The sequence below is a fragment of the Candidatus Phaeomarinobacter ectocarpi genome (assembly GCF_000689395.1).
Classification (GTDB): domain Bacteria; phylum Pseudomonadota; class Alphaproteobacteria; order CGMCC-115125; family CGMCC-115125; genus Pyruvatibacter; species Pyruvatibacter ectocarpi.
This window is the reverse complement of sequence record NZ_HG966617.1, coordinates 2,508,449-2,533,135: the sequence shown is the minus strand read 5'-3', so window position 1 is coordinate 2,533,135 and position 24,687 is coordinate 2,508,449. Positions and strand designations below refer to the sequence as shown.

Annotated in this window: 20 protein-coding genes; 18 read left to right on the top strand and 2 right to left on the bottom strand. The window is 60.2% G+C overall.

Translation table 11 applies throughout. The features are described from left to right. The first annotated feature begins 64 nt into the window (after positions 1–64). From BN1012_RS16995 to BN1012_RS12160, 4 genes are all read left to right on the top strand, one after another. Positions 65–1,393: an SGNH/GDSL hydrolase family protein gene (locus BN1012_RS16995; protein WP_081826370.1), complete on the top strand. Its 1,329-nt coding sequence runs from the start codon at positions 65–67 to the stop codon at positions 1,391–1,393. After that, the gene (locus tag BN1012_RS12170) at positions 1,394–2,749 is read left to right on the top strand and encodes a GDSL-type esterase/lipase family protein (protein ID WP_043949812.1); all 1,356 of its coding nucleotides are present in this window, start codon (positions 1,394–1,396) and stop codon (positions 2,747–2,749) included. Between the two features lie 61 nt (positions 2,750–2,810). Beyond that, positions 2,811–4,286 (top strand): MBOAT family O-acyltransferase, encoded by a 1,476-nt coding sequence (locus BN1012_RS12165; protein WP_043949811.1) that lies wholly within the window; start codon positions 2,811–2,813, stop codon positions 4,284–4,286. A 15-nt stretch (positions 4,287–4,301) separates the two neighbouring features. Then, positions 4,302–4,700: a hypothetical protein gene (locus tag BN1012_RS12160; protein WP_043949810.1), complete on the top strand. Its 399-nt coding sequence runs from the start codon at positions 4,302–4,304 to the stop codon at positions 4,698–4,700. 242 nt (positions 4,701–4,942) lie between these two features. On the opposite strand, the gene BN1012_RS12155 is transcribed toward BN1012_RS12160, so the two are convergent. Together BN1012_RS12155 and gltB are read right to left on the bottom strand one after the other, a co-directional pair. Beyond that, positions 4,943–6,370, bottom strand: coding sequence for a glutamate synthase subunit beta (locus tag BN1012_RS12155; RefSeq protein WP_043949809.1), 1,428 nt, complete (start codon positions 6,368–6,370; stop codon positions 4,943–4,945). A 59-nt stretch (positions 6,371–6,429) separates the two neighbouring features. Continuing rightward, entirely contained in the window at positions 6,430–11,109 is a 4,680-nt protein-coding gene (gltB, locus tag BN1012_RS12150) for a glutamate synthase large subunit (protein ID WP_043949808.1), read from the bottom strand. A 1,011-nt stretch (positions 11,110–12,120) separates the two neighbouring features. Between gltB and BN1012_RS12145 the strand changes: the two genes are divergently transcribed. The 14 genes from BN1012_RS12145 (at position 12,121) to ccoS (ending at position 24,684) form a co-directional block, all read left to right on the top strand. Next, positions 12,121–12,417 (top strand): BufA1 family periplasmic bufferin-type metallophore, encoded by a 297-nt coding sequence (locus tag BN1012_RS12145; protein WP_043949807.1) that lies wholly within the window; start codon positions 12,121–12,123, stop codon positions 12,415–12,417. 58 nt (positions 12,418–12,475) lie between these two features. Continuing rightward, positions 12,476–13,456, top strand: a complete 981-nt coding sequence (gene bufB / locus BN1012_RS12140; protein WP_244442899.1) for an MNIO family bufferin maturase — start codon at positions 12,476–12,478, stop codon at positions 13,454–13,456. After that, on the top strand, positions 13,440–14,249 hold the full coding sequence (locus BN1012_RS12135) for an HvfC/BufC N-terminal domain-containing protein (RefSeq protein WP_052535208.1): 810 nt from the start codon (positions 13,440–13,442) through the stop codon (positions 14,247–14,249). Before bufB ends, BN1012_RS12135 begins: the two co-directional genes overlap by 17 nt. After that, entirely contained in the window at positions 14,246–14,710 is a 465-nt protein-coding gene (locus BN1012_RS12130; protein WP_043949806.1) for a DoxX family protein, read from the top strand. Before BN1012_RS12135 ends, BN1012_RS12130 begins: the two co-directional genes overlap by 4 nt. A gap of 85 nt (positions 14,711–14,795) precedes the next feature. Further along, positions 14,796–15,179, top strand: coding sequence for a hypothetical protein (locus BN1012_RS12125; protein ID WP_052535206.1), 384 nt, complete (start codon positions 14,796–14,798; stop codon positions 15,177–15,179). A gap of 26 nt (positions 15,180–15,205) precedes the next feature. Further along, positions 15,206–16,249: a threonine aldolase family protein gene (locus BN1012_RS12120; RefSeq protein ID WP_043949805.1), complete on the top strand. Its 1,044-nt coding sequence runs from the start codon at positions 15,206–15,208 to the stop codon at positions 16,247–16,249. Between the two features lie 240 nt (positions 16,250–16,489). Continuing rightward, on the top strand, positions 16,490–18,193 hold the full coding sequence (gene ccoN / locus BN1012_RS12115; RefSeq protein ID WP_420887263.1) for a cytochrome-c oxidase, cbb3-type subunit I: 1,704 nt from the start codon (positions 16,490–16,492) through the stop codon (positions 18,191–18,193). Positions 18,194–18,207: 14 nt separating this feature from the next. After that, positions 18,208–18,942, top strand: coding sequence for a cytochrome-c oxidase, cbb3-type subunit II (gene ccoO / locus BN1012_RS12110; RefSeq protein ID WP_043949804.1), 735 nt, complete (start codon positions 18,208–18,210; stop codon positions 18,940–18,942). An 11-nt stretch (positions 18,943–18,953) separates the two neighbouring features. After that, complete coding sequence (locus tag BN1012_RS12105) at positions 18,954–19,145, top strand: cbb3-type cytochrome oxidase subunit 3 (RefSeq protein ID WP_043949803.1); 192 nt, start codon at positions 18,954–18,956, stop codon at positions 19,143–19,145. Then, complete coding sequence (gene ccoP, locus BN1012_RS12100; protein WP_043949802.1) at positions 19,142–20,041, top strand: cytochrome-c oxidase, cbb3-type subunit III; 900 nt, start codon at positions 19,142–19,144, stop codon at positions 20,039–20,041. Before BN1012_RS12105 ends, ccoP begins: the two co-directional genes overlap by 4 nt. 106 nt (positions 20,042–20,147) lie before the next feature. Next, positions 20,148–21,701: a cytochrome c oxidase accessory protein CcoG gene (ccoG, locus tag BN1012_RS12095; RefSeq protein ID WP_081826368.1), complete on the top strand. Its 1,554-nt coding sequence runs from the start codon at positions 20,148–20,150 to the stop codon at positions 21,699–21,701. Between the two features lie 4 nt (positions 21,702–21,705). Continuing rightward, complete coding sequence (locus BN1012_RS16990) at positions 21,706–22,248, top strand: FixH family protein (protein ID WP_052535203.1); 543 nt, start codon at positions 21,706–21,708, stop codon at positions 22,246–22,248. Then, positions 22,241–24,487 (top strand): heavy metal translocating P-type ATPase, encoded by a 2,247-nt coding sequence (locus tag BN1012_RS12085; RefSeq protein ID WP_081826367.1) that lies wholly within the window; start codon positions 22,241–22,243, stop codon positions 24,485–24,487. Before BN1012_RS16990 ends, BN1012_RS12085 begins: the two co-directional genes overlap by 8 nt. Continuing rightward, complete coding sequence (gene ccoS, locus BN1012_RS12080; protein ID WP_043949801.1) at positions 24,487–24,684, top strand: cbb3-type cytochrome oxidase assembly protein CcoS; 198 nt, start codon at positions 24,487–24,489, stop codon at positions 24,682–24,684. The genes BN1012_RS12085 and ccoS overlap by 1 nt, the downstream gene beginning before the upstream one ends. The last annotated feature ends 3 nt before the right edge of the window (positions 24,685–24,687 follow it).

Genomic DNA, 24,687 nt, shown 5'->3' with positions numbered 1-24,687 from the left:
ACGGGAAACCGCGTATCCAGCCCGCGCCGTATGACGTCATTTTGGGAGATTGGAACCAAGCGGGGTGACTCATCCGCCCATCTCGGGCACGATTGAGCCACGCGTGGGGGACAATCTTGTGGGGGCAAGTGTGAGCCGCATTGAGCCAATTTGGCACATGGTAGGGTTAAGCGTGTTGCGTAGAGCTGTGATTGGGACGGTTGTCGTTGCGGGCCTCGCCTTGGGCCATGCTTTGGGCTTTGGCAGCGCTGCGCTGGCACAGGCCATTGAGCCCGTGCAATCCGCCAATCTGCCCTCTATCACATCTTCGACTACTTCGTTGGTCGAGACGCTGCCGCCGCCTCTTGCAGACCCAGCTCTCCAGGAGCCTGCTCTCCACGAGCAGGGGACGCCTGAAGCGGTTGAAATGGCGCCCATTCCAGACTTTGTGCCTGAAAAGCGGACGGGTCCGCTCAATGTGCATGTTTTTGGGGATTCCCTGGGCGACGGCATCTGGGCCGGGCTCTATCGCAAATTGCCCAAGGCCGACGGCTACAAGGTCACCAAACATTCCCGCGTTTCGACCGGGCTGGTGCGCAAGGACTTTTACAACTGGTCGAAGGCGGTTCGGCAGATCGTTGCCAAGCATCGCGTCGATGTTGCGGTTGTGATGATCGGCACCAATGATCGGCAGACGATTGTTGAAGGCGGTCGCCATGCCCTGCGCTCGCAGGGCTGGGAAGCGATTTACAAAGCACGCATTGATGACATGACGCAGGTCCTCAAGGATGAGGGGGCGGAGGTCTACTGGGTCGAATTGCCGGCCATGCGCAGCCCGCGCTTTGGCCGCGACATGAAGTATTTCAATACGCTGTTCGAGGAGCGTGCTGTGGCCAATGGCATTACCTATGTGCCCACATGGCAGCGCACACTGGGCAGCAATGGCAAATACTCCGCATACGGCCTTGATGACAAAGGCCGCAAGCGGTTGATGCGGACCAATGACGGCATTCACTTCACCATGCGTGGCTACGTCAAGATGGCAGGCTTTGTGACCGCAGCCATGGAAGAAGCCGCCCGGATGGAAGAAGTCGTGCCGGTCGTCGAGCTGCCGGTTGAACCAGTGGCGGTCTCGCCGCTCATTGATCCCATTACCGGCGCCACTATCAAGGCCCCCGTGGCAACGGCCCCCTTAGCACCGGACCAGCCTGTCGCGCCAAGTGTTGATCAACCAGATGCGCCTGATGCGCCGGGGGATCAAAGTGCTGTCTCGGGCACGCCGCAGCGCTCCGAACGGGCGGGCGTATCAGAAGTGGCCTCCACCATTGCCGGGGCGCTGTCTGATCTGCGCGGATTTGTGCTTCCTGAGCCAAAGCCCGGCCGGGCGGATGATCTGCGCCAACCGGCTGAGTAAATGATTTTCTTGTCCTTGCGACGGGCGGCTGCGGCTGCTGCGTTTGCGTCAGTCTCTTTGGGGCTGATGGGCGCGGGCGCGCCGCAGACGACTTTTGTCCCGATTTCCAATCCGGCGGGCCTGGCAGCTTTTTTTGACGCACAGGCGTCCGGTTCCGATGTGCGCATTCTGCATATCGGCGACAGCCACATTGCCCGCGACACGTTTTCCGGTGACCTGCGGACGTTGTTCGCTGCCAGGGACAAGGCTGGCTCTCGCGGCATGCTGCCGGCGGGCAATGTCTATCCCTTCTACACGGCGCGCGGTGTCGAGATTGACATGTCCGATGGATGGGACGTGGTGCGGGCCCGCAACGAGGAGGCCCCGGGGCCTTTCGGCGTGATGAATGCGCGGGTGGCGGCGGAGGCAGGCACCAGCCCGTGGATTGCGCTTTCAGGGTTTGAAACACCCGTTGAGCGGTTGCTGATCGGCTATCAGCGCCAGCCCGAGGGTGGTGTGTTGCAGGTGCATGTGGACAGCAGGATCCATGCGGTGCCGACGTCGGGCGAGCAAGGATTTGCGTTTGCGGCGCTGCCGGTGCGCAAGGGCACGCAGATTGTTCGTATTGCTGCGGCCGGTGATGGACCGGTGGCGTTGTTCTCCCTGGTGCTTGAAGCGGATGTGGGCGGGGCGGTGCTGTCCAATTCCGGCTGGCCGGGGGCAACAGCAGAAATCATGGCGCGGTGGGATGATGATCTGCTGCGCATGGAGCTTGGCCGGCTCGACCCTGATCTGATCATTGTCGGCTACGGCACCAATGAAGGATTTGATGACAAGCTGGACCTTGGGGACTACGAAGCCGTCTTGCGGGCACAGCTGGTGCGCTTGAAGCGGTTTGCGCCCGATGCCTCGATCTTGCTGACCGGCGGCCCGGACGGGACGCGGTTGCCGCATTATGCAGATACAGATGCCCGCGAGCCCCATGAGTGGAGCTGTGCGCCGCTCAATGAGGCAGAACGGCAGCAATATGTGGACCTGATTGCCGAAGAGAGCGAGACGTTGTTGCGCTGGCATGATGCGCCACAGCTGTCCGCCGTGCTCGCATTGCAAAAACGCTTGGCGCTTGAGATGGGGGCTGCCCATTGGGATTGGCGCGCGGCGATGGGCGGTGCGTGCGCTGTCCATCAATGGCGCCTGGCGGAAGACCCCCAACTGGCGCGGCCTGATCATGTGCATCTCACCGGCGATGGCTACAAGGCATCCGCCAGTGCCCTGTTTGAGGCGATGAATGGCGCGTTTGTGGCAAGGCAGGGAGATAGGGAGGGTCAACCTGTTCCAGATCGGGACAAGTCGGGCTCAGGGGTAACCAGGGATTAAGATTTGTGGCGCGGTTTGACCCGTTCCATGGGCCATTGTCCCAAATGAGACGCGCTCGGGCATGCTGTTTCCAACACTGGATTTTGCTCTGTTCTTCGTCATCGTGTTCCTTGTTGCATGGGAACTGCGACGGGACATGGACGCGCGCAAGCTGGTTCTCGTCTTCGCTTCCTACTTCTTTTACGGCTACTGGGACTGGCGCTTCACGCTGCTGCTTGCGGGCTCGTCGCTGCTGAACTATGCGGCGGGGCGGGTTATCGGTGGACTGAATGACGGCGCGACGCGCAAATGGGTGCTGGGCATTGCCATCGCGCTCAACCTCGCGGTGCTGGGCTTTTTCAAATATTACGGCTTCTTCCTCGATTCACTGGCTGACCTTCTCACGGCCTGGGGCATCGAGCGGGATCTGCCGTTCCTGGAAGTGATCCTGCCGGTCGGCATCTCGTTCTTCACGTTTCAGGGCATCTCGTACCTGGTGGATGTGTATCGCCGCCATGTGGACGCGTCGCGATCTCTGCTGGATATCTTCCTCTACATCTCGTTCTTTCCGCAGCTTGTGGCCGGGCCGATTGTGCGAGCGGCGCATTTCCTGCCGCAGCTTGAGCGCAAACCCCATGTGAGCCGCCGGATGGCCTCGCTGGCGGTGGTGCTCATTCTTGTGGGCCTGTTCAAGAAGATGGTGATCGCCAATTATCTGGCGACGGAAGTGGTCGATCATGTATTCTTTGATCCCACAGCCTTTGGCGGCGGTGATCTGTTGCTGGGTGTTTATGCCTATGCGGTGCAGATCTATTGCGACTTCTCGGCCTATTCAGACATTGCCATTGGTGTGGCGGCGCTGCTTGGCTATCGCTTTCCGCGCAACTTTGACCATCCGTATCGCTCGTCCTCCCTGCAGGAGTTCTGGCGGCGGTGGCATATCTCGCTGTCTACCTGGCTGCGGGACTATCTCTACATCCCGCTGGGCGGCAGTCGCGGCTCCACCTTCAAGACGTACCGCAATCTGTTCCTGACCATGTTCCTTGGGGGCATCTGGCACGGGGCGGCGTGGACGTTCGTGTTCTGGGGTGCCTTCCACGGCGCCATGCTGGGTGTCGAGCGGGCACTGACCAAGCGGTGGGAAGAGCTGAACAAAGACACCAACGGTTATGGCGGCGGCGCGGTTGCTTTCTTCCTGGGGCTTGGACGCAGCATTCAAAGCTCGTTTGCTACGGTGCTGGGCATCATCCTGACATTCCACCTTGTCTGCTTTGCCTGGATTTTCTTCCGGGCGCCCACATTCTCCGGCGCGTGGGATTATGTGATTGGTATCTTTGACTGGTCGCAGCCTGCGCAGTTTGCAACGCCGTTTATCGTTGGGCTTGTTGGGCTGTCGCTTGCCGGCCAGTTCCTGCCGTCCAACTGGGCGAACGGGGCTGGACGTTTGTTGCAGCGGGCCCCTTGGCCGGTCTTGGGTTTGATGCTTGGATTTGGCATCCTTGCCATTGAGGCCATGGCGCCTGAAGGCGTTGCCCCATTCATCTATTTCCAGTTCTAGGGAGGGCGTTCGAAAATGATGGAACATATCGATCCAGAAGCCGACGCTTATGAGCCCGGCTTTGAAATGAAGCCCAAGGCCTCCCTCAACGCGGAGCAGGAAACCACGCGCACGTTCAAGCGCGCGCTTTATTCCATGCTGTTTGGCATGTTCATTCTGGCGCTGTTTCACTCCACGTCGCTGGTGAACTATGTGCGCGGTCTGCCGATTGGTCCGGTGGAAGACACGGTGATTGCCGTGAGCGAAGCCTGGCACGAGCAAATGGAAAAGAACGGCATGACGGAGCTGTTCACGCTCATGGATGACAGTGTGACGGCGCTGCATGATGCAACGTGGGAAGACTTTGATGCGTTCGTGGCAGGCCTGAAACAGACAGAGCCGCCGGAGGATCTGCGTGGCGGTGTTGCTGAGTAAGCACCCAAACCGCCGTCCGTTTCCCCGGACTTGATCCGGGGTCCACTCTTAGATCAGCGAAACCGCAGTGCGTGAAGTCAATGTGGGGACCGTCACAGCTAGTCTGTCAAACCCTCACAAGTTGAAATGCGAGTAGGCCCCGGATCAAGTCCGGGGACGCGGGTGGCGGTGCGTGTGTTTGTGCAAAAGAAAAGCCCTCCAGTTGAACTGGAGGGCTTTTGCATTCTTGATTGTCTGTCGTGTTACCGAGGCAGTGTGGTTGACCCCATGAGGTCTTTGTCCACCGTGTGGGCGCACTGGCGACCCTCGCGGATGGCCCAGACGACGAGGGACTGGCCGCGGCGCATGTCGCCACAGGCATAGAGCTTGTCGATGGATGTCTTGTAGCTGCCTTCGCCCTCTGTTTCGGCTTTGACGTTGCCGCGGGGGTCCATCTCGGGGCTGAGGCTTTCGATCATGCCTTCGTGGACCGGGCTGACGAAGCCCATGGCCAGGAGCACGAGGTCTGCCTTGATGTCGAACTCGCTGCCTTCGATCTTCTGCATCTTGTCATCGACCCGGACGCAGGTGAGTGATTTCACCTGGCCGTCCTCGCCGTTGAATTTGGCGGTCATGACAGCAAAGTCGCGGTCTGCGCCTTCGGCCTGGCTGGAAGACGTGCGGAACTTGAGCGGCCAGTTGGGCCACGTCATCAGCTTGTCTTCTTTTTCCGGCGGCTGCGGCATGATTTCCAGCTGAGTGACCGACACGGCACCCTGACGGAAGGATGTGCCGATGCAGTCAGAGCCGGTATCGCCGCCGCCGATCACGACCACGCGCTTGCCGCCTGCCAGGATGGGCGCGACGTTGCCGAGGTGCTCGTCACCATTGCGACGGTTCTGCTGCGGCAGAAAATCCATGGCGAAGTGCACGCCATCAAGGTCGCGGCCTTCGATTGGCAGGTCGCGGGGTTTTTCAGCGCCACCGGACATGACAACCGCATCAAAGTCCTTCATCAGGTCTTCGGCTGAGATATCGACACCGATGTGGACGCCGGTCTTGAGGGTGACGCCTTCCGCGGCCATCTGCTCAATGCGGCGGTCGATGACGTGCTTTTCCATCTTGAAGTCGGGGATGCCATAGCGCATCAGGCCACCGGCCTTGCTGTTCTTTTCAAACAGCGTCACGTCATGACCCGCACGGGCAAGCTGCTGCGCGCAGGCCATGCCGGCAGGACCTGCACCGACAACAGCCACGGTCTTGCCTGTTTTGACGGCAGGTATCTGCGGCTGGATCCAGCCTTCTTCGGCTGCCCGGTCAGCAATCGCGCATTCAATTGACTTGATGGTCACCGGCTCGTCGATGAGGTTGAGCGTGCAGGCTGCCTCGCAGGGAGCGGGGCAGATGCGGCCTGTCATCTCCGGGAAGTTGTTTGTCGAGTGGAGGTTGCGGGCAGCCTCTTCCCAGTCTTCGGAATAGACGAGATCGTTCCAGTCCGGGATCTGGTTATTGACCGGGCAGCCGTTGTGGCAATAGGGGATGCCACAATCCATGCAGCGGGCTGCCTGGTTCTTGACGCCCTCTTCGGACATGGGGATGACGAACTCGCGGAAGTGCCGCACGCGGTCTGATGCCGGTGCGGAGGTGCGGTCCTGACGTTCGATCTCAAGAAAGCCGGTGATTTTTCCCATCTGGCTTATCCTTCACAGTCTGTAGTCGTTTCGTGACACGGTTCAAAAGGCGTGGCGGATTATTCGCCGGCCGCCTTGAACGCGGACTCGTTGTTCTGGTTGGAGGCCCGCATCTCTTCCAGCGCGCGGCGGTAATCCACCGGCATCACCTTCACAAATTTGGGCAGATAGGTTTCCCAGTTGTCGAGCACCTTGCGGGCACGGGTGGAGCCCGTGTGGTTGGCGTGGTTTTCAACAAGCTGACGCAGGCGTTCGGCGTCAAAGCGGGTCATGTCTGAATTCACATCGACACGGCCGTGGGTTTCAAGGTCGCCGCCCTGATGCGACAGCCGCTCCATGGCGTCGTCTTCAGCCGTGATGTGTTCAAGCTCAACCATGGAAAGGTTACAGCGACGTTCAAAGTCGCCCGCTTCGTCCAGCACATAGGCAATGCCGCCGGACATGCCGGCCGCAAAGTTGCGGCCGGTTTCACCCAGCACAACCACAACGCCGCCGGTCATGTATTCACAGCAATGGTCGCCTGTGCCTTCCACAACAGCGATGGCGCCGGAGTTGCGCACCGCGAAGCGTTCGCCTGCGACACCGCGGAAATAGCATTCGCCGGTGATGGCGCCATAGAGCACCGTGTTGCCGACAATGATGCTTTTCTCCGGCACGATTTTGGCCGTCTCATGCGGGTAGATGACGATGCGGCCACCGGACAAGCCCTTGCCCACATAGTCATTGGCTTCGCCGGCGAGTTCAAACGACACGCCATGGGCAAGCCATGCCCCGAAGCTCTGTCCGGCGGTGCCGGTCAGCTTCACGGAGACTGTGTCTGCAGGCAGGCCCTTGTGACCGTGATGCTTGGCGATCTGGCCTGAGAGCATCGCGCCCGCTGAGCGGTCCATCGAGTTGATGGAGGTATCAATGGTGACCGGGGTGCCGTTCTCGATGGCAGGCTTGGCCTGTTCAATGAGGCGGCGGTCGAGAATGTCATGGATCGGATGCTGCTGCACTTCGGAATGGCGGATGGCCACGCCTTCCACATAGTCAGGGCGGGCAAACAGCTTGGACACGTCCAGGCCTTCCGCCTTCCAGTGGGCAACAGCTTCTGTCTGATCGAGGGCATCCATCAGACCGGTCATGTCGGAGAGCTTGGTGAAGCCCATCTCTGCCATGATGGCGCGCAATTCTTCAGCGACATAGAAGAAGTAGTTCACTACGTGCTCGGGCAGACCCACAAAGCGCTTGCGCAGCACGGGGTCCTGGGTCGCAACACCTACGGGGCAGGTGTTGAGATGACATTTGCGCATCATGATGCAGCCCGCCGCAATGAGCGGTGCGGTTGAGAAGCCGAATTCGTCAGCACCCAGCAAGGCACCGATGGCAACGTCGCGGCCTGTCTTGAGGCCGCCATCCACCTGCACGGCAATACGGCCACGCAGGCCATTGGCCACGAGCGTCTGGTGGGTTTCGGCGATGCCGAGCTCCCATGGGGAGCCTGCATGCTTGATGGAGGTGAGGGGCGATGCGCCCGTTCCGCCTTCAAAGCCCGAGATCGTGACGTGGTCGGCGCGTGCCTTGGAGACGCCGGCGGCAACGGTGCCGACGCCGACCTCAGACACGAGCTTCACGGAAATGGCCGCATCCGGATTGACGTTCTTCAGGTCGTAGATCAGCTGTGCCAAATCTTCGATCGAGTAGATGTCGTGGTGCGGGGGCGGGGAGATGAGGCCCACGCCCGGGGTCGAGTAGCGCACCTTGGCGATGACCGCGTCGACTTTGTGGCCGGGCAGCTGTCCGCCTTCGCCGGGCTTGGCACCCTGCGCCATTTTAATCTGGATCATGTCCGCATTGGCGAGGTACTCAGCGGTGACGCCAAAGCGGCCGGATGCCACCTGCTTGATGGCAGAGCGCATGCTGTCGCCATCGGGCAGGGGTGTAAAGCGGTCCACTTCTTCGCCGCCTTCACCGGTGTTGGACTTGCCGCCGATGCGGTTCATGGCCTTGGCCAGCGTCGTGTGCGCTTCGCGGCTGATGGAGCCAAAGGACATGGCGCCGGTTGCAAAGCGTTTGACGATGTCCTTGGCAGGTTCCACGTCATCAATGGAGACAGGCGTGCGGCCCAGTTCCTCGGCGGACTTCAGGCGGAACAGGCCGCGAATGGTCAGCAGCCGCCTGGACTGGTCGTTCATGGCCTTGGCAAAGTCGTTGTACTTGTCCTGGCTGTTGCCGCGCACGGCATGCTGCAGGTCAGCAACGGACGATGCGGTCCAGGCGTGTTCCTCGCCGCGGATGCGCTGCATGTATTCGCCACCGACGGACAGGGCATTTTTCAGCACAGGGTCAGACGAGAAGGCACGCAGATGCCGCTGGATGGTTTCCTCGGCAACCTCGGTCAGACCCACGCCTTCGATGTTGGTGGAGGTGCCGTAGAAATAGTCGCGGACAAATTCGGTCGACAGGCCGACCGCGTCAAAAATCTGGGCCCCGCAATAAGACTGGTAGGTGGAGATGCCCATCTTGGACATGACCTTGAGGATGCCCTTGTTGACGGCCTTGATGAAGCGCGACTTGACGGTGGCATCGTCCAGATCCTCGCCAAGCTGATGTTTGTTGGCGATCATGCTTTCAAAGGCAAGGTACGGGTTGATGGCTTCAGCGCCATAGCCAGCCAGCGCACAGAAGTGATGCACTTCGCGGGCTTCGCCGGTTTCAACCACCAGGCCCACCCGCGTGCGCAGGGTGCTGCGGATCAGGTGATGATGCACGGCTGATGTGGCCAGCAGGGATGGGATCGCCACGCGGTCTTCGCTCACCAGCCGGTCTGACAGGATGATGATGTTGAAGCCTTCATTGACGGCGCGCTGGGCACGTTCGCACAGGGCGTCCAGGGCAGGCTTCATGCCTTCGGCGCCGCGGTCGGCAGCAAAGGTCGTGTCCAGGGTCTTGGTCTGGAAGTGATTGTCCGCGATGTCGCCGATGGCACGGATCTTTTCAAGATCCTCGTTGCGCAGGATGGGCTGACGCACCTCAAGGCGACGCATTTCACCCTGCTTGTGCAGGTCGAGCAGGTTCGGGCGCGGGCCGATGAGCGAGACGAGGCTCATCACCAGCTCTTCACGGATCGGGTCGATCGGCGGGTTGGTCACCTGGGCAAAGTTCTGCTGGAAGTAGTTGAACAGCGACTTTGACTTGTCAGACAGCACCGCGATGGGCGTGTCGGTGCCCATGGAGCCGATGGCTTCCTGGCCGGTTGCGGCCATGGGGGTCATCAGGGTGCGGATGTCTTCCTGGGTGTAGCCGAAGGCCTGCTGACGCTTGAGCAGCGGCACATTTGGCTGCGGCGGTGTGCCGCCCATGTCGGGAAGGTCCTCGACGCTGATCTGCGCCTTGTCGAGCCACTCCTGATAGGGCTCCATGGAAGAGATCTGTTCCTTGACCTCCTCGTCAGAGATGATGCGGCCTTCTTCAAGGTCGATCAGCAGCATCTTGCCGGGCTGCAGGCGCCATTTTTCAACGATGCGGTCTTCCGGGTACGGAAGGACACCCATTTCAGAGGCGAGGATCACATTGTCGTCGTCGGTGACGAAATAGCGAGCCGGGCGCAGGCCGTTGCGGTCCAGCGTGGCGCCGATCTGACGGCCATCAGTGAAGGCCATGGCGGCGGGGCCGTCCCATGGTTCCATCAGGGCTGCGTGGTGCTCGTAAAACGCACGACGCTTGGGGTCCATGAGTTCATGGCCGGCCCAGGCTTCGGGAATGAGCATCATCATGGCGTGGGCCAGCGAGTAGCCCCCCATCACCAGGAGCTCGAGAGCGTTGTCGAAGGACGCTGAGTCAGATTGGCCTTCCACGGTGACCGGCCAGATCTTTTCAAGGTCATCACCCAGGACATCGGACTGCATGGGACCTTTGCGGGCCGCCATCCAGTTGACGTTGCCGCGCACCGTGTTGATTTCGCCATTGTGGCAAATCATGCGGAATGGCTGCGCAAGGCTCCAAGTGGGGAAGGTGTTGGTGGAGAAACGCTGGTGAACGAGGGCGAGCGCCGACACCATGCGTTCGTCGGAGAGGTCGAGATAGTATTTGCCGACCTGATCGGACAGCAGCATGCCCTTGTAGTTGAGCACGCGCGAGGACATGGAGGTGACATAGGTGTCGCCAGCCAGTTTGACGTCTTCGGCGTAGATGCGGTTCCAGATTTCTTTGCGGATGACGAAGAGCTTGCGCTCAAATGCATCCTGATCAGCACAGCCCGGTCCGCGCTGAATAAACAGCTGCATGTGAAAGGGCTCTGTTGGCAGAACCGAATAGCCGAGGTCTGAGTTGTCGACCGGCACGTCGCGCCAGCCAAGAACAACCTGGCCTTCTTCAGCGACGACTTTTTCCGTGCGGTCCATGACGTTGGCGCGGTCGGCATCGTCCTTGGGCATGAAGAACTGGCCAACCGCATATTCGCCCTCAGCGGGCAGCGTGAAGCCAAGGTCAGCGGTGACGGCACGCAGGAAGGCATCCGGCATCTGAATGAGAATGCCTGCGCCGTCGCCCGCCTTGGGGTCAGCGCCTACAGCGCCACGGTGTTCAAGATTGCAGAGGATCGACAGACCGTCCTGAACGGTCTTGTGAGTCTTCTTGTTCTTGATGTTGGCGACGAAGCCGATGCCGCAGGCGTCTTTTTCGTTGCGCGGGTCATACATGCCGCTTGCTGCGGGCATACCTGCCGGACGGTACTGACCTTCACGGGTCTTTGTCATGCCGCCAAACCTCTCAAACTGCGGGGCAGTGCGCCGATGTCAGCGCAGGCCCGTAAAATACCAACCGTTTTGACTTATCCCCCGGAAATCCGGGGCCGCTCCAAAACTGGAGCGAAAAGTCCGCGCGACAATCAGCGTCACCGGAAGGGCCCGTCCTCTTGCACTACGCCCTAAAACACCGGGGCAGAAGAGGACGCGGTCGGCCGGAACGCCGCCTTGTCACAAATTGACCTTGGGGCTTTCGAACATGAGCCGCCCCCCTTTGGATTTACGTGAGCGCTATATGCCCACCTGAGGGTGTCGACTACGAAAGCCTTTGCCGTGAGGGCTTGAGGGTGAACCTGACTGGGGCGCTCTCTTTGGAGGTCCTCGGTCAGACTGCCGATCATTTGAGACGGCCGCCCTCGTTGCCCACGCTTTGCTGTGCCTGCATGAATACGTCACGACAGGCTTTTGCGAAGCCGGGGGATAGTGCCAGAGAGGGGCCTGTTGAATCAAGGTCAGGAATGGTGACCTTTTTCACGCAGTGCCAAAGGTTAATTTTTCATGATTTTGGCCGGTTTTGGCGCCAAAACCCCAGGAAAACCGGGCGTAAACACGGTTAATGACCCCGTTCACGCGGCCTCACAGTCGTTTTACCGACCTCACATCGGTCGTGATTTCCCAATTTTCTGCGGGTTTGGCACTGTCGAAGTGTCGCAAGGGTGCTCGCGGGTCGGCGGTGTCCCCCGCCGCGTTTGTCCGGCCTGCGGGCCTCTTGCGTACCCTTTTCCCCGAATCCTTCATGGCGACAGACCGCCCGCGCGCGACCGCGGTGTGGCCTGTCTTTTTGAGCTGTTGCGGCTCTTCACTGGCCCTTCACCGGGTCATCACTAGGTCATCACAGGTGTTTGAGGCCGCGCGACGGCTTCGTGAGTTCCTTTTTGGGCGCTGGTTTCCGAGGTTGTGGGGGCGGTGAGAGACACCGCTGACCAACTTTCTGATCCCAATGACCTCAAGAGGAGACACCCCATGAAGACCGCATCCAAAACCGCATTCGCCGCTGCCGGCGCCCTGTCTGCCGCCCTGACAATGGGCGCACTGACCGCCACACCTGCTGCTGCCGCTGACATGGAAAAGTGCTACGGCGTTGCCCTTGCCGGTGAGAATGACTGTGCAGCTGGCCCAGGCACCTCATGCCAGGGCACATCCACGATCGATTACCAGTCCAATGCCTGGAAGCTTGTTCCTGCGGGCACCTGCACATCCATCGAAACGCCGTTCGGCAATGGCTCGCTTGAAGACAGCGACAGCAACGTTCCTGCGTAACGTCTGACACGACAAACAACGCATCGCTCCAGTTCAACGAGTACAAAGCATGTCCCGGATGACCCATTCCCCTGAGATGTTTGCAGCCGATACCCCTGCTGCAGGTCGCACCCCCCTCGCGGCCACCACATCTGTGCGGTCATCTGGGCAGGCTGCTTTGGGCTCGCCAGAGCTTGAGCTTGCGTCTGCGGGTACCTCTTTGAAGCCGCAGCACTATTCCCAGATTCTGTCTGAGGCCTTTTCGCAAGGCAGTGCTGCGGACTTCTTTGAGGTGCATGCGGAAAACTATTTTGGAGACGGCGGAGCGCCACACCGGTACCTCGCCGCCATCCGCGAGCGGTTTGCGCTTTCGATCCACGGCATTGGATTGTCGATTGGTGGAGCGGGACCCTTGGACCGTGATCATCTGGCTCATCTGCGTGCGCTTGTGGATCGCTATAAGCCGGCGCTCGTTTCCGAGCATCTCGCGTGGTGCGAAAATGGTGGCACCTATTTCAATGATCTTCTGCCGGTGACGCTGACGTCCGAGGCGCTGGACATTGTGTGCCGCCACGTTGACCAGACGCAGGAGACGCTGGGCCGCCAGATTCTCATTGAGAATCCGTCCAATTATCTGGCGTTTGAAGAAAGTGATATTCCGGAGACGGAGTTTCTATCCGCGATGGCGCGACGCACGGGATGCGGGTTGCTGCTCGACATCAACAATGTGGTGGTGAGCGCCCACAACCTTCAAACCTCGCCACGTGACTATCTTGATCAGTTTGATGTTGCGGCGGTTGGCGAGGTTCATCTGGGTGGACACTCCGATGATGACCGCAGCGGCGTCACACTCAAGATTGACGACCATGGCTCGGCACCCTCTAGGGATGTCTGGACGCTGTATGACGATTTCCTCGCTGCCGCCGGCCCACGACCAACGCTTGTTGAGTGGGACCAGGATGTGCCTGCGCTTGATGTGTTGCTGACCGAAGTCGCAACAGCGCGCGGCAAGCTGAAACAGATTTCAAAAAAGGAGGTGGGTCATGTCCCGGCTCGCTGAATTGCAGACCAATTTTGCCTCAGCCTTGCGCGACCCGGCCAACAGCCAGGTCATGCTGGATCTTGCGGCCATCGGCAATGAACCACTGCCTCACCGAGCGCGGCTTGATGTCTATCGCAACAATGTGGCGTCCAGCCTGACAGATGCGCTGGCGGCGCTTTATCCGGTTTGCCAGCGGCTGGTGGGAGAAGAGTTTTTCCGTGCGATGGCACAGGCCTATTTCGAGCGCTCCATGCCGGATGCTGCCTCCCTCATAGGGTTTGCCCCTGACTTTGCCGGGTTCCTTGTTGGGTTTGAGCCCGCCCGCTCCGTGCCCTATCTGCCGGATATCGCGCGGCTGGAGCATGCCTGGCACAAGGTCTATCACGGCCAAGATGCTGACGTACTCACCGCGCAGGACCTCCAGGCATTTGTGGAGGCGCTGGGCGATCAGGCGCTTGACCGGCTGGTGCTTGAGCTTGCGCCGGCGCATCAGCTTTTGATGTCGCCTTATCCGATTTCGCGCATCTGGCAGGCAAACCAGCCTGACCACGACGGCGTGCTGTCCATTGCCGAAGACGATCGCAACGAACGCATCTTTGTGGTGCGGCCTCACGCCCAGGTCGAAGTGCGCCGGGTATCGCCGGGCGCGTTCGCGTTTCTGTGTGCTGTTCAGGGTGGCGCCACCCTGGGGCGGGCGCTGATTGCAGCGTTTGAAGAAGAGCCTGAATGCGACCCACAGATCGTCTTTGCCGAACTGCTCAATGCCGGAAGTTTTGTGCTGCCGGATCAAACATCAAAGGTGACGTCATGACTGCAGCAACACATTCTCTCAATGGCCTCGCGGGACTTGTTCAGCGCGTGATTGCGCTGATGTCGTCCCTCCCTGAATGGATCATTGCCGTTGCCGCACGGATTGCCGTGGCTGGTGTCTTCTGGACATCGGCACGGCTCAAGGTGGATGGCTTTGCGCTCAAGGACTCGACCTATTTCCTGTTCGAGTATGAGTATGCGTTGCCGCTCATTCCGTCCGACTGGGCTGCGGTCATGGGCACCATTGCGGAGCATGTGTTCCCGATCATGCTGATCCTCGGGCTTGGCACACGATTTGGTGCGCTGGGCCTGCTGGTGATGACGGCGGTCATTCAGACCTTTGTCTATCCCGGTGCATGGAACCTGCACCTGCTTTGGGCCACAGGCATGTTGTATCTCATCATTCGTGGTCCTGGTGTGCTGTCGCTCGATCATCTGATCGCCAGGCGATACGCCGCATAGCCCTGACACGCTGACAGCGCAGGGTTGCCGGGTTAGGGTGCGCCGCTAGGGTTGAAACATATCAATCAATAGCGGAGCAAATCCCATGATGACTGAAGCCATTGCCCTTGGATTTGGGCTCTACATGCTTGCTGCGGGCATCGCCCTTGTTGCAACCCCCGACCGTAGCCGGGCCATGCTGACGGATCTGCGCGAAAGTGCAGGGCTTTCTTTTGTCTGCGGCGTGCTGGTTTTTTTCATTGGTGCCGTGCTGCTGGTTACCCATCACAAGATTGATACGCCGCTTGAGATGGTTGTCACCGGGCTGGCCGCTGCGACACTCATTGAAGGGTTGATCTTCATTGCTGTCGGGTCGTCCTTCATTCGCCTGCTCAACCCCATGATGAGCGGCAATTTCATCCGGATATGGGGACTGTTGGCACTTGTGGCTGGTGGGGTGCTTACCTTTGTCGGACTAGGTGGCCACTAGGCGACAGCCTGGCGGCGGGGGACGGGATGCATTTTTCATCTGACAATGCGAGCGGCGTTGCGCCTGAAATCATGGCGGCCCTTGCGCGTGCCAATGAAGGTCCCGCATGGGCCTATGGCAGGGACGCGATTACCGGGCGGCTTGATGCCTTGTACTCGGACTTGTTTGAACGCGATGTCCGCGTGTTTCCACTGGCGACGGGGACGGCTGCCAATGCACTGATCCTGGCATCACTCACGCCGCCCTGGGGCGCTGTGTTCTGTGAGCAGATGAGTCACATCAATGTGGATGAAGGCGGGGCGCCTGAGTTTTATTCAAACGGTGCCAAGCTCATTCCCGTGTCCGGTCGGCATGGACGTATTGACGTTGCCGGACTGGAAGGCGCGTTTGCGGCTCTGCCGCGTGGCGATGTGCATCATGTGCTGCCCAAGGTGCTGAGCCTGACGCAGGCGACGGAAAGCGGCACCGTATACAGCCTTGAAGACGTGGGTGTGCTGTGTGACCGCGCCCACAAGGAAGGCCTTCATGTGCATATGGATGGGGCCCGCTTTGCCAATGCCGTGGCGCACCTCAATTGCACTCCGGCGGATGTCACCTGGAAAGCCGGCGTGGATGCTCTGAGTTTCGGAGCCACGAAGAATGGTGCCATGGCGGCGGAAGCAGCGATCTTCTTTGATCCGTCGCTGGCGGAGCAGTTTGAAGCGCGCCGGATGCGGGGCGGTCATCTGTTTTCCAAGATGCGGTTTTTATCCGCTCAGCTTGAAGCCTATGTGACGGATGATCTGTGGCTGCGGCTGGCGGCCCATGCGAATGGGCAGGCGCAGGGTCTGGTCGGGATCGTGGAAGAGACGGCGGGTGTCGATCTGGTGCATCCCGTTGAGAGCGATGAGATCTTCGTCCGGTTTGAGGACAAAGCTGCCATATCCAGACTGCGCGACTCGGACGTCTCCTTTGTGCCGTGGGACCCCGCGGCGGGGGTCATCCGGCTGGTGGCCTCCTTTCAGACCACTGACGAAGAGGTGCGGCAATTTCGCGCTGCACTGCACTCCGCGGTCGGTGATCAGGCCTGATTCTACGGGCAGATGAGGCCCTGAGCCTTTGTCGTGCTGAGGTTCTGGGTGGCGGGTTTTCTGGTGACAGAAAAAATCATGATGACGCGGCGCAATATCCGGGGTCGCACAGGTGCGACTCTTGCGCCCATTTGACCGATATCAATGTTGTAAGCCCCGCGTTCCTGCACTTAGCCTTACATAACAGCCCCTTTGACCATGACCGGCGGGGGCGACTAATGAAGTGGGGCACAACGGGTCATGACGCAAACACATACGCCAGAACCTCCCATCGCCAATGATGGTCGAATGACGGCAGTGGGGTGGGGCGCGATCGCGCTCTTCATCGCAGGTGCTTTTCTGGGCATTTTTGTTATCGCCGGGGCGTCCAGTGGCCCGATGATGCTGCATGGCGGTCTCATCACACTGTTCTGCCTGTTGGCGGTCATGTGGATCGGCGACCGGCACTTTGATTTTCTGCAGCGTGGGCCGACCGCCCGGGCGCCCGACGGCGTGCAGTACAATGATGCTGTCATTCGCTGGGGTGTCATTGCCTCCACCTTCTGGGGTGTGGTCGGCTTTGTTGTCGGTCTCGTCATTGCCGTGCAGCTGGCTTATCCGGATTTGCTGACCGGTATTGCGGAGCTCAACTTTGGACGCCTGCGGCCGGTGCATACATCGGCTGTGATTTTTGCGTTTGGCGGCAACATCCTCATCGCGACGTCGTTTTATGTGGTGCAGCGCACCTGCAAGGCGCGGCTGGCGGGCGACATTGCGCCGTGGTTCGTGTTCTGGGGCTATCAGCTGTTCATTCTGCTGGCGGCGACGGGCTATGTGTTCGGCGTTACGCAGTCAAAAGAATATGCAGAGCCTGAATGGTACATCGACCTGTGGCTCACCGTTGTGTGGGTCGTGTATCTGCTGGTGTTCCTCGGCACCCTGTGGCGCCGCCGTGAGCCGCATATCTATGTGGCCAACTGGTTTTACCTGGCTTTCATCGTCACCATTGCGATGCTGCACATCGTCAACAACCTGGCGGTGCCGGTCTCCTTCACGGGCGACAAATCCTACATCCTGATGTCCGGCGTTCAGGACGCCATGACCCAGTGGTGGTACGGCCATAACGCGGTGGGCTTCTTCCTGACTGCCGGCTTCCTGGGGCTGATGTACTACTTCATTCCCAAGCGCGCCGAGCGGCCGGTCTATTCCTACCGCCTGTCGATCATCCACTTCTGGGCGCTGATCTTCCTCTACATCTGGGCGGGTCCGCATCACTTGCACTTCACAGCGCTGCCCGATTGGGCACAGACCCTGGGGGCGACGTTCTCGATCATGCTGTGGATGCCCTCATGGGGTGGCATGATCAACGGGCTGATGACCCTTGCGGGCGCCTGGGACCGGCTGAGAACCGACCCTGTCATCCGGATGCTGGTGGTGTCTGTCGCCTTTTACGGCATGAGCACCTTTGAAGGTCCGCTGATGAGCATCAAGGCTGTGAACGGCCTGTCGCACTACACGGACTGGACCATCGGTCACGTGCATTCCGGTGCGCTGGGTTGGGTCGGCTTTGTGAGCTTCGGGGCGCTTTACTGTCTCACCCCGTGGGTGTGGCGCCGTCAGCGGCTTTACTCGCTGGCGCTGGTGGAGTGGCACTTCTGGGTCGCGACGCTGGGTATCGTGCTCTACATCACCTCCATGTGGGTCTCCGGCATTCTGCAGGGGCTTATGTGGCGGGCCTATGATGAGCTGGGCTTCCTTGAGTACTCCTTCGTTGAGACCGTGGAAGCGATGCATCCGTTCTATGTGATCCGAGCCCTGGGCGGCGCACTGTTCGTCGTCGGTTCGCTGATCATGGCTTACAATCTGTACAAAACCGCCAAGGGTGAAATCCGCGCAAGCGAACCCCTTGATGCAACAGCCGGCCGCGCCCCACAGGGCGAGCTGGTTGCGGCACCGGCACAATAGGGAGGGCGAGAAACATGTCCTTGTTCAGTCACGCGACCCTTGAACGCAACTCCCTGATCCTGACGGTCGCCATTCTGGTGGTGGTCTCGATCGGCGGCATCGTGCAGATCGCACCGTTGTTCTTCCTCTCCTCAACCATTGAGGAAGTGGAGGGCATGCGGCCTTACTCACCGCTGGAGCTTGCAGGACGCAACATCTACATCCGTGAGGGTTGCTACAACTGTCACAGCCAGATGATCCGCTCGCTGCGCGATGAAGTGGAGCGCTATGGCCACTACTCGCTGGCGGCGGAAAGCATGTACGACCACCCGTTCCAGTGGGGGTCCAAACGGACCGGGCCGGACCTGGCTCGGCTTGGCGGCAAGTACTCGGATGACTGGCACGTGCTGCACATGGCGGACCCGCGTGCGGTGGTGCCTGAGAGCATCATGCCGAACTATCCGTTCCTGGCGACAACACCGCTCAACTACAAGGGCTTTAAGGACCATCTCAAGACCAACCAGATGATTGGTGTGCCGTATACGGACGAGATGGTTGAAAACGCCGAGTCTGACATCAAGGCGCAGGTGGACCCGTTCGGGGATGACTACGACGCGCTGCTGGCGCGCTATCCCAAGGCGCAGATCCGCGACTTTGACGGCAACCCGGACATGATCTCCGAACTCGATGCCTTGATCGCCTACATGCAGATGCTTGGCACCCTTGTCGACTTCTCAGCCTATCAGGCTGAGGGCGAGAACATGCGCTAGGAGCTGACACCATGGGATATGACGAAATCAGAGGTATCGGAGGGGCCATTGGCCTGGTGATGCTGTTTGTCGGCTTCATCGGCGTCATCACTTACGCGCTTTGGCCCGGCAACAAGCAGCGCTTCGACCATGCGGCCATGGCGCCGCTCGACGATGACGATGTGCCAGCTACCAATTCGGCAAACGGGGGTCAGTCCAAATGAGTGACAACAGTGAGAACAAGAACTCGGATGACGGCCGCTTTGTAGATGACTACACGGGTGTCGAAACCACGGACCATGAGTGGGATGGCATCCGGGAGCTGGACAACCCGCTGCCCAAGTGGTGGCTCTACAGTTTCTATGCCTGCATCCTGTGGGCGGTCGCCTACTGGGTGCTCTACCCGGCATGGCCGCTTGCCTCCAGCTACACGCAGGGCATTCTGGGCTATTCCCAGCGCGCGCTTGTGACGGAGCAGGTGGAACAGTCACAAGCTGCCTTGCGGGTCTTTGACGATCAAATTCTAGCCGGTGAGCTGAGCGACGTGCCGGGCAATCCGGAGCTTCATTCCGTGGCGCTGGCCGGTGGTGAGAGTGCCTTTGGCGACAATTGCGCTGCCTGCCACGGGCGTGGTGCGCAGGGTTTCAAGGGCTACCCCAACCTCAATGATGATGCATGGTTGTGGGGCGGTACGCTTGAAGACATCCGCGTGACCTTGCGCCACGGCATTCGCTGGGAAGCGGATGACAACACCCGCCTCAATGACATGCCGAAGTTCCTGGATGACGGCATCTTCACCCAGGCTGAAGTCAGCGACACGACCCAGTATGTGCTGCAGCTGTCCGGCAGGGACGTTGATGCAGAGGCGGCTCTGCGCGGCCAGGAACTGTTCGAGGCCCAGTGTGTGACATGTCATATGGAAGGCGGCGTGGGAAACCAGGAACTGGGTTCGCCCAACCTGACAGACGCGATCTGGCTTTATGGCGGTGACGAGGAAAGCATCTATGCGTCAATTGCCCACAGCCGGCGCGGCGTCATGCCCGCTTGGCAGGGGCGGCTGGACGAGGCCACCATTGCGAAGCTGGCGCTTTATGTTCACTCGCTTGGTGGCGGTGAATAGAGCGTTGCATTTGGACTGTCTGTAGGCGGATGACCGGGTGGGGAGGCCCGGCACATGTGCCCCTATGGATGACGGACGATCTTTGTCCCGGCTAGGAGGGGCGTGAATGTCAGCATCGAATGAACCAGGCGGCGGTCTTGCAACGCTTGCGCGCGAAGCTGCGGCAAATGTGACGGGCGTTTCGTCTGCGAAGGCACATGAAAACGTCGACCGGCATGATGTTGAGGCGGTGAACTCCGCAGCCTCCCGCTCCCTTTATGTCAGCCGTCAGGCCATTCACCCCAAGCTGGTGCATGGCACCTTTCGCAATATCAAATGGGTGATGATGACGATCACCCTTGGCATCTACTACATCCTGCCGTGGATTCGCTGGGACCGTGGTCCCAACGCGCCTGACCAGGCGGTGTTGCTGGATATGCCCGGGCGGCGGTTCTACTTCTTTTTCATCGAAATCTGGCCGCAGGAAATCTATTTCGTGACCGGCCTCTTGGTACTGGCCTCGCTGGCTCTGTTTTTGGCCACAGCGCTGTTTGGCCGGGTGTGGTGTGGCTATGCCTGCCCGCAGACCGTGTGGACTGATCTGTTCATCATGGTTGAGCGGATGATCGAGGGCGACCGAAACAAGCGGCTGAAGCTCGACAAGACCTCCATGTCGTTGAGCAAGTTTATCAAGAAAGTCTCCAAGCATTCCGTGTGGTTACTGATTGCGGTGGCGACGGGTGGAGCATGGGTTTTCTATTTTGCAGATGCTCCCACTCTGGCGCGTGACCTGCTGACGCTGGATGCGCCGATGGTGGCCTATCTGTTTATCGGTGTGTTTGCGTCGACGACGTATTTGCTGGGTGGTCTCGCGCGCGAGCAGGTGTGCACCTATATGTGCCCATGGCCGCGTATTCAGGGTGCGCTGGTGGATGACCAGTCCTTCCTTGTTAGCTATCGCGCTGACCGTGGCGACCCGCGTGGGGCGCACCGCAAGGGTGACACCTGGGAGGGCCGTGGTGACTGCATCGACTGCAAGCAGTGTGTTGTGGCGTGCCCCATGGGCATTGATATCCGCGATGGCGATCAGCTTGAGTGCATCCAGTGTGCGCTGTGCATTGATGCCTGCAACGACATCATGGACAAGATTGATCGCCCGCGCGGGCTGATCACCTATGACAATTTCGACAACATGGACCGACGGACCAAAGACCTGCCCATGCGGGTGCGTCTGCTGCGGCCGCGCACGCTGCTCTATGCGGCGCTGATTGTGGTTGTCGGGGCCATCATGCTGTCGGTGCTGATCACCCGGTCGCCGCTGGACGTCAATGTGCTCAAGGACCGCAATCCGCTGTTTGTCACCCTGTCTGATGGCTCTGTGCGCAACGGATATGAAGTGAAGATCCTCAACAAGGTGACGGAAGAGCGGGTGTTCACCGTGAGTGTCGAAGGGCTTGAGGACGTCCGGATTTCAACCCTCACCGATAGTGGCCTGGAGACGTTGCCGGTTGCCGTTCAGTCAGACCGGCTACGCAATGTGCGGCTGTTCCTGTCCCTGCCGAATGACGCTGTAGCGCTGCTTGAAGACGGCAAGGCTGACATTGCCTTTGTCATCACCGACACTGCCAGTGGGTTGCAGGTGAAGAACCCGACCACATTCCGTGGTCCTGAGGAGCGTTAGAGACATGTCCGAGGCAGCGACGATCAAAGACCGGAAATCAAAGCGCGGATGGACCGGGTATCACACGCTTGCAGCGCTTGTGGGGTTCTTCGGTGTCATCTTCGCCGTCAACGGCGTCATGACCTATATCGCGCTCTCGACCTTTTCCGGCATAGAAACCCAGAACGCCTATCAGACGGGGCGCGATTACAATGAGCGCCTGGAAGCCGCCGCCGAGCAGCGGGCGCTGGGGTGGCGGGTGTCGTTTGACGAAACTTTTGCGGCGACGCCTGAGGGTGCAGACGCGACCGTGGCCGTCCAGGTGCTGAACGCAGAAGGTGCAGCGCTGACCGGCCTTGCAGGGGACCTGACATTCTGGCGCCCCGTGGTGCGCGGTGAGGATGTTGTGGCAACGCTGACTGAAACCGCGCCGGGTATCTACAGCGCACAGGCATCGTTGCCTGCGCGCGGTCACTGGGAAATGCGGTTGCTGCTCGAGCGCGAAGAGGCAGCGCCTTACTATCTTGAAAAACGCATCTGGGCTGGAGGCCGCGACAGCGATGGCTGATGCCTCGATCTCCAGTGGCGCTGATATTGGTCAGGATATTCCTGACATTCCTGATACCTATGTGCGGGCGCTGGATGATGGCAGTTCTGTCGTCAATTTCGTTGTGGACGGCGTTCACTGTGGTGGCTGCGTCAAGCGCGTGGAGCGGGCGGTCAACGGGCTTGAAGGTGTTGCCAACGGGCGGCTCAACCTGTCCACCAAACGGCTGACGGTGGTGTTCGAGCAGGCGATGGTGCGCCCGCGCGAGATTGTGTCCGCCATTGTTGGCGCAGGCTATGGCGCGCGGCCTTATGATCCCAAGACCCTGGAAACCCAGCAGGCGCGCGATGAAAAGGAACTCATCACCTGTGTGGGTGTGGCCGGGTTTGCGGCAGCCAATGTGATGTTACTGTCTGTTTCCGTGTGGGCCGGGCATTCCGGCGGGATGGAAGCGGCCACGCGGGACATGTTCCACTGGATATCAGGGCTGATTGCCATGCCGGCCATTGCCTATGCGGGGCGGCCGTTCTTCCGCTCTGCTGTCAGTGCATTGCGGGTTGGTGCCATGAACATGGATGTACCGATTTCGCTGGCTGTGTTGCTGGCGGCGGGTATGAGCCTGGCTGAGACCATTGCCGGGGCAAAGCACGTCTATTTTGATGCCTCGATCATGTTGCTGTTCTTCCTGCTGATCGGGCGCACGCTGGACATGAAGATGCGCGGTCGTGCGGCGCTGGCTGCACAAAACCTTCTGGCGCTGCGGGCGGATGCAGCGACTGTCATAGATGACGATGGCGTGGCGCGGGCGATGCCGGTGGAAGCCTTGAAGCCGGGCATGGTTGTGGCCGTTGCGACAGGCCAGCGCATTGCCGCTGACGGGGTTGTGGAAGAAGGCCGGTCTGATCTGGACACGAGCCTCATCACCGGGGAAACGGCACCGGTAGCTGTGGCACCGGGGGCAGATGTATTTGCCGGGACGTTGAACATGTCCGGGCCGTTGCGCGTGCGCGTGACCAAGGGCGATGAAGCGACGCTGCTGAGCGAGATCGTTCGGCTGATGGAAGCAGCCGAGCAGGGGCGCGACACCTTTGTGCGGATTGCTGACAGGGCGGCGCGGGTGTATGCGCCTGCTGTCCACATTCTTGCGGCGGCGACCTTCATTGGCTGGATGCTGCTGGGGGGTCTGGCCTGGGACGGTTCGCTCAAGATTGCCATCGCGGTGCTGATCATCACGTGCCCCTGTGCGCTGGGGCTTGCGGTGCCGGTGGTGCATGTGGTGGCAAGCGGGCGCTTGTTGTCGCGGGGTGTCTTGCTCAAGTCTTCGGATGCCCTGGAGCGGCTGGCGGAGGTGGACACACTCGTTTTCGACAAGACCGGCACGCTGACCCACGGGCGCCTTGCGCTGGATGATGCGGATGTTGACCGAACGGCGCTTGAACGCGCTGCAACACTTGCCCGGGCGAGCACGCATCCCCTAAGTCGCGCGCTTGCGCAGGCGGCGGGGGTCGGCCCCCAAGGTGATGACGTGAGTGAACATCCCGGTCAGGGGCTTATGGGAACTGTTGACGGGCAGGCGGCACGCCTTGGCAGTGCGGCATTCGTTGGGGGTATCGATGCAACTGAGAATGACGCGACCGGACCTGAGATCTGGTTCCGCTGCGGGGATGCCGCACCGGTGCGGTTTGGTTTTCTGGATGGGTTGCGTGAGGACGCATCAGCGGTGATTGAGTGGGCTGCTGATCGCGGCATGAAGATTGTGCTTTTGTCCGGTGACCGTCCGGCGACGGTGGAGGCCGTGGCGCGAGAGGCTGGCGTTTCTAACTTTGCCGGTGGCCTGCTGCCACAGGACAAGATCGCCCGGCTTGAAGAGCTGGCGGGCCAGGGCGCGAAGGTGCTGATGGTGGGCGATGGTCTCAATGATGCACCGGCACTTGCGGCGGCCCATGTGTCCATGTCGCCTGCGTCCGGGGCGGATGTCTCCCAGGCGGCGGCGGATCTGGTGTTCCAGGGGCAGGAACTGGCGCCTGTCACCGTGGCGCTTGATGTGGCCCGGGGCAGTCAGCGGCTGGTGCTGGAGAATTTCGGGCTGTCGCTCGCATATAATGTGGTGGCGGTGCCGATTGCCGTGGCGGGTTATGTGACGCCGCTGATTGCGGCCATCGCCATGTCATCGTCGTCCATTCTGGTCACGGCCAACGCCATTCGGCTACGGTGGGGCAAGATGGGGCTGCCTGAAACCGTAAAAGAGGATGCGCACTGATGGACGTACTGGCGATGCTCATCCCGGCTGCGTTGTTCCTGGGATTGCTTGGGCTTGCTGCATTCTTGTGGGCACTCAAGAGCGGCCAGTTTGATGATCTTGATGGCGCGGCGGAGCGCATCCTGTTTGATGATGACGACGACTTTCCACCCAGCGATGGGCCACCCAGCGATGAGCCAACCCGCAACAAGCTGTGAGGT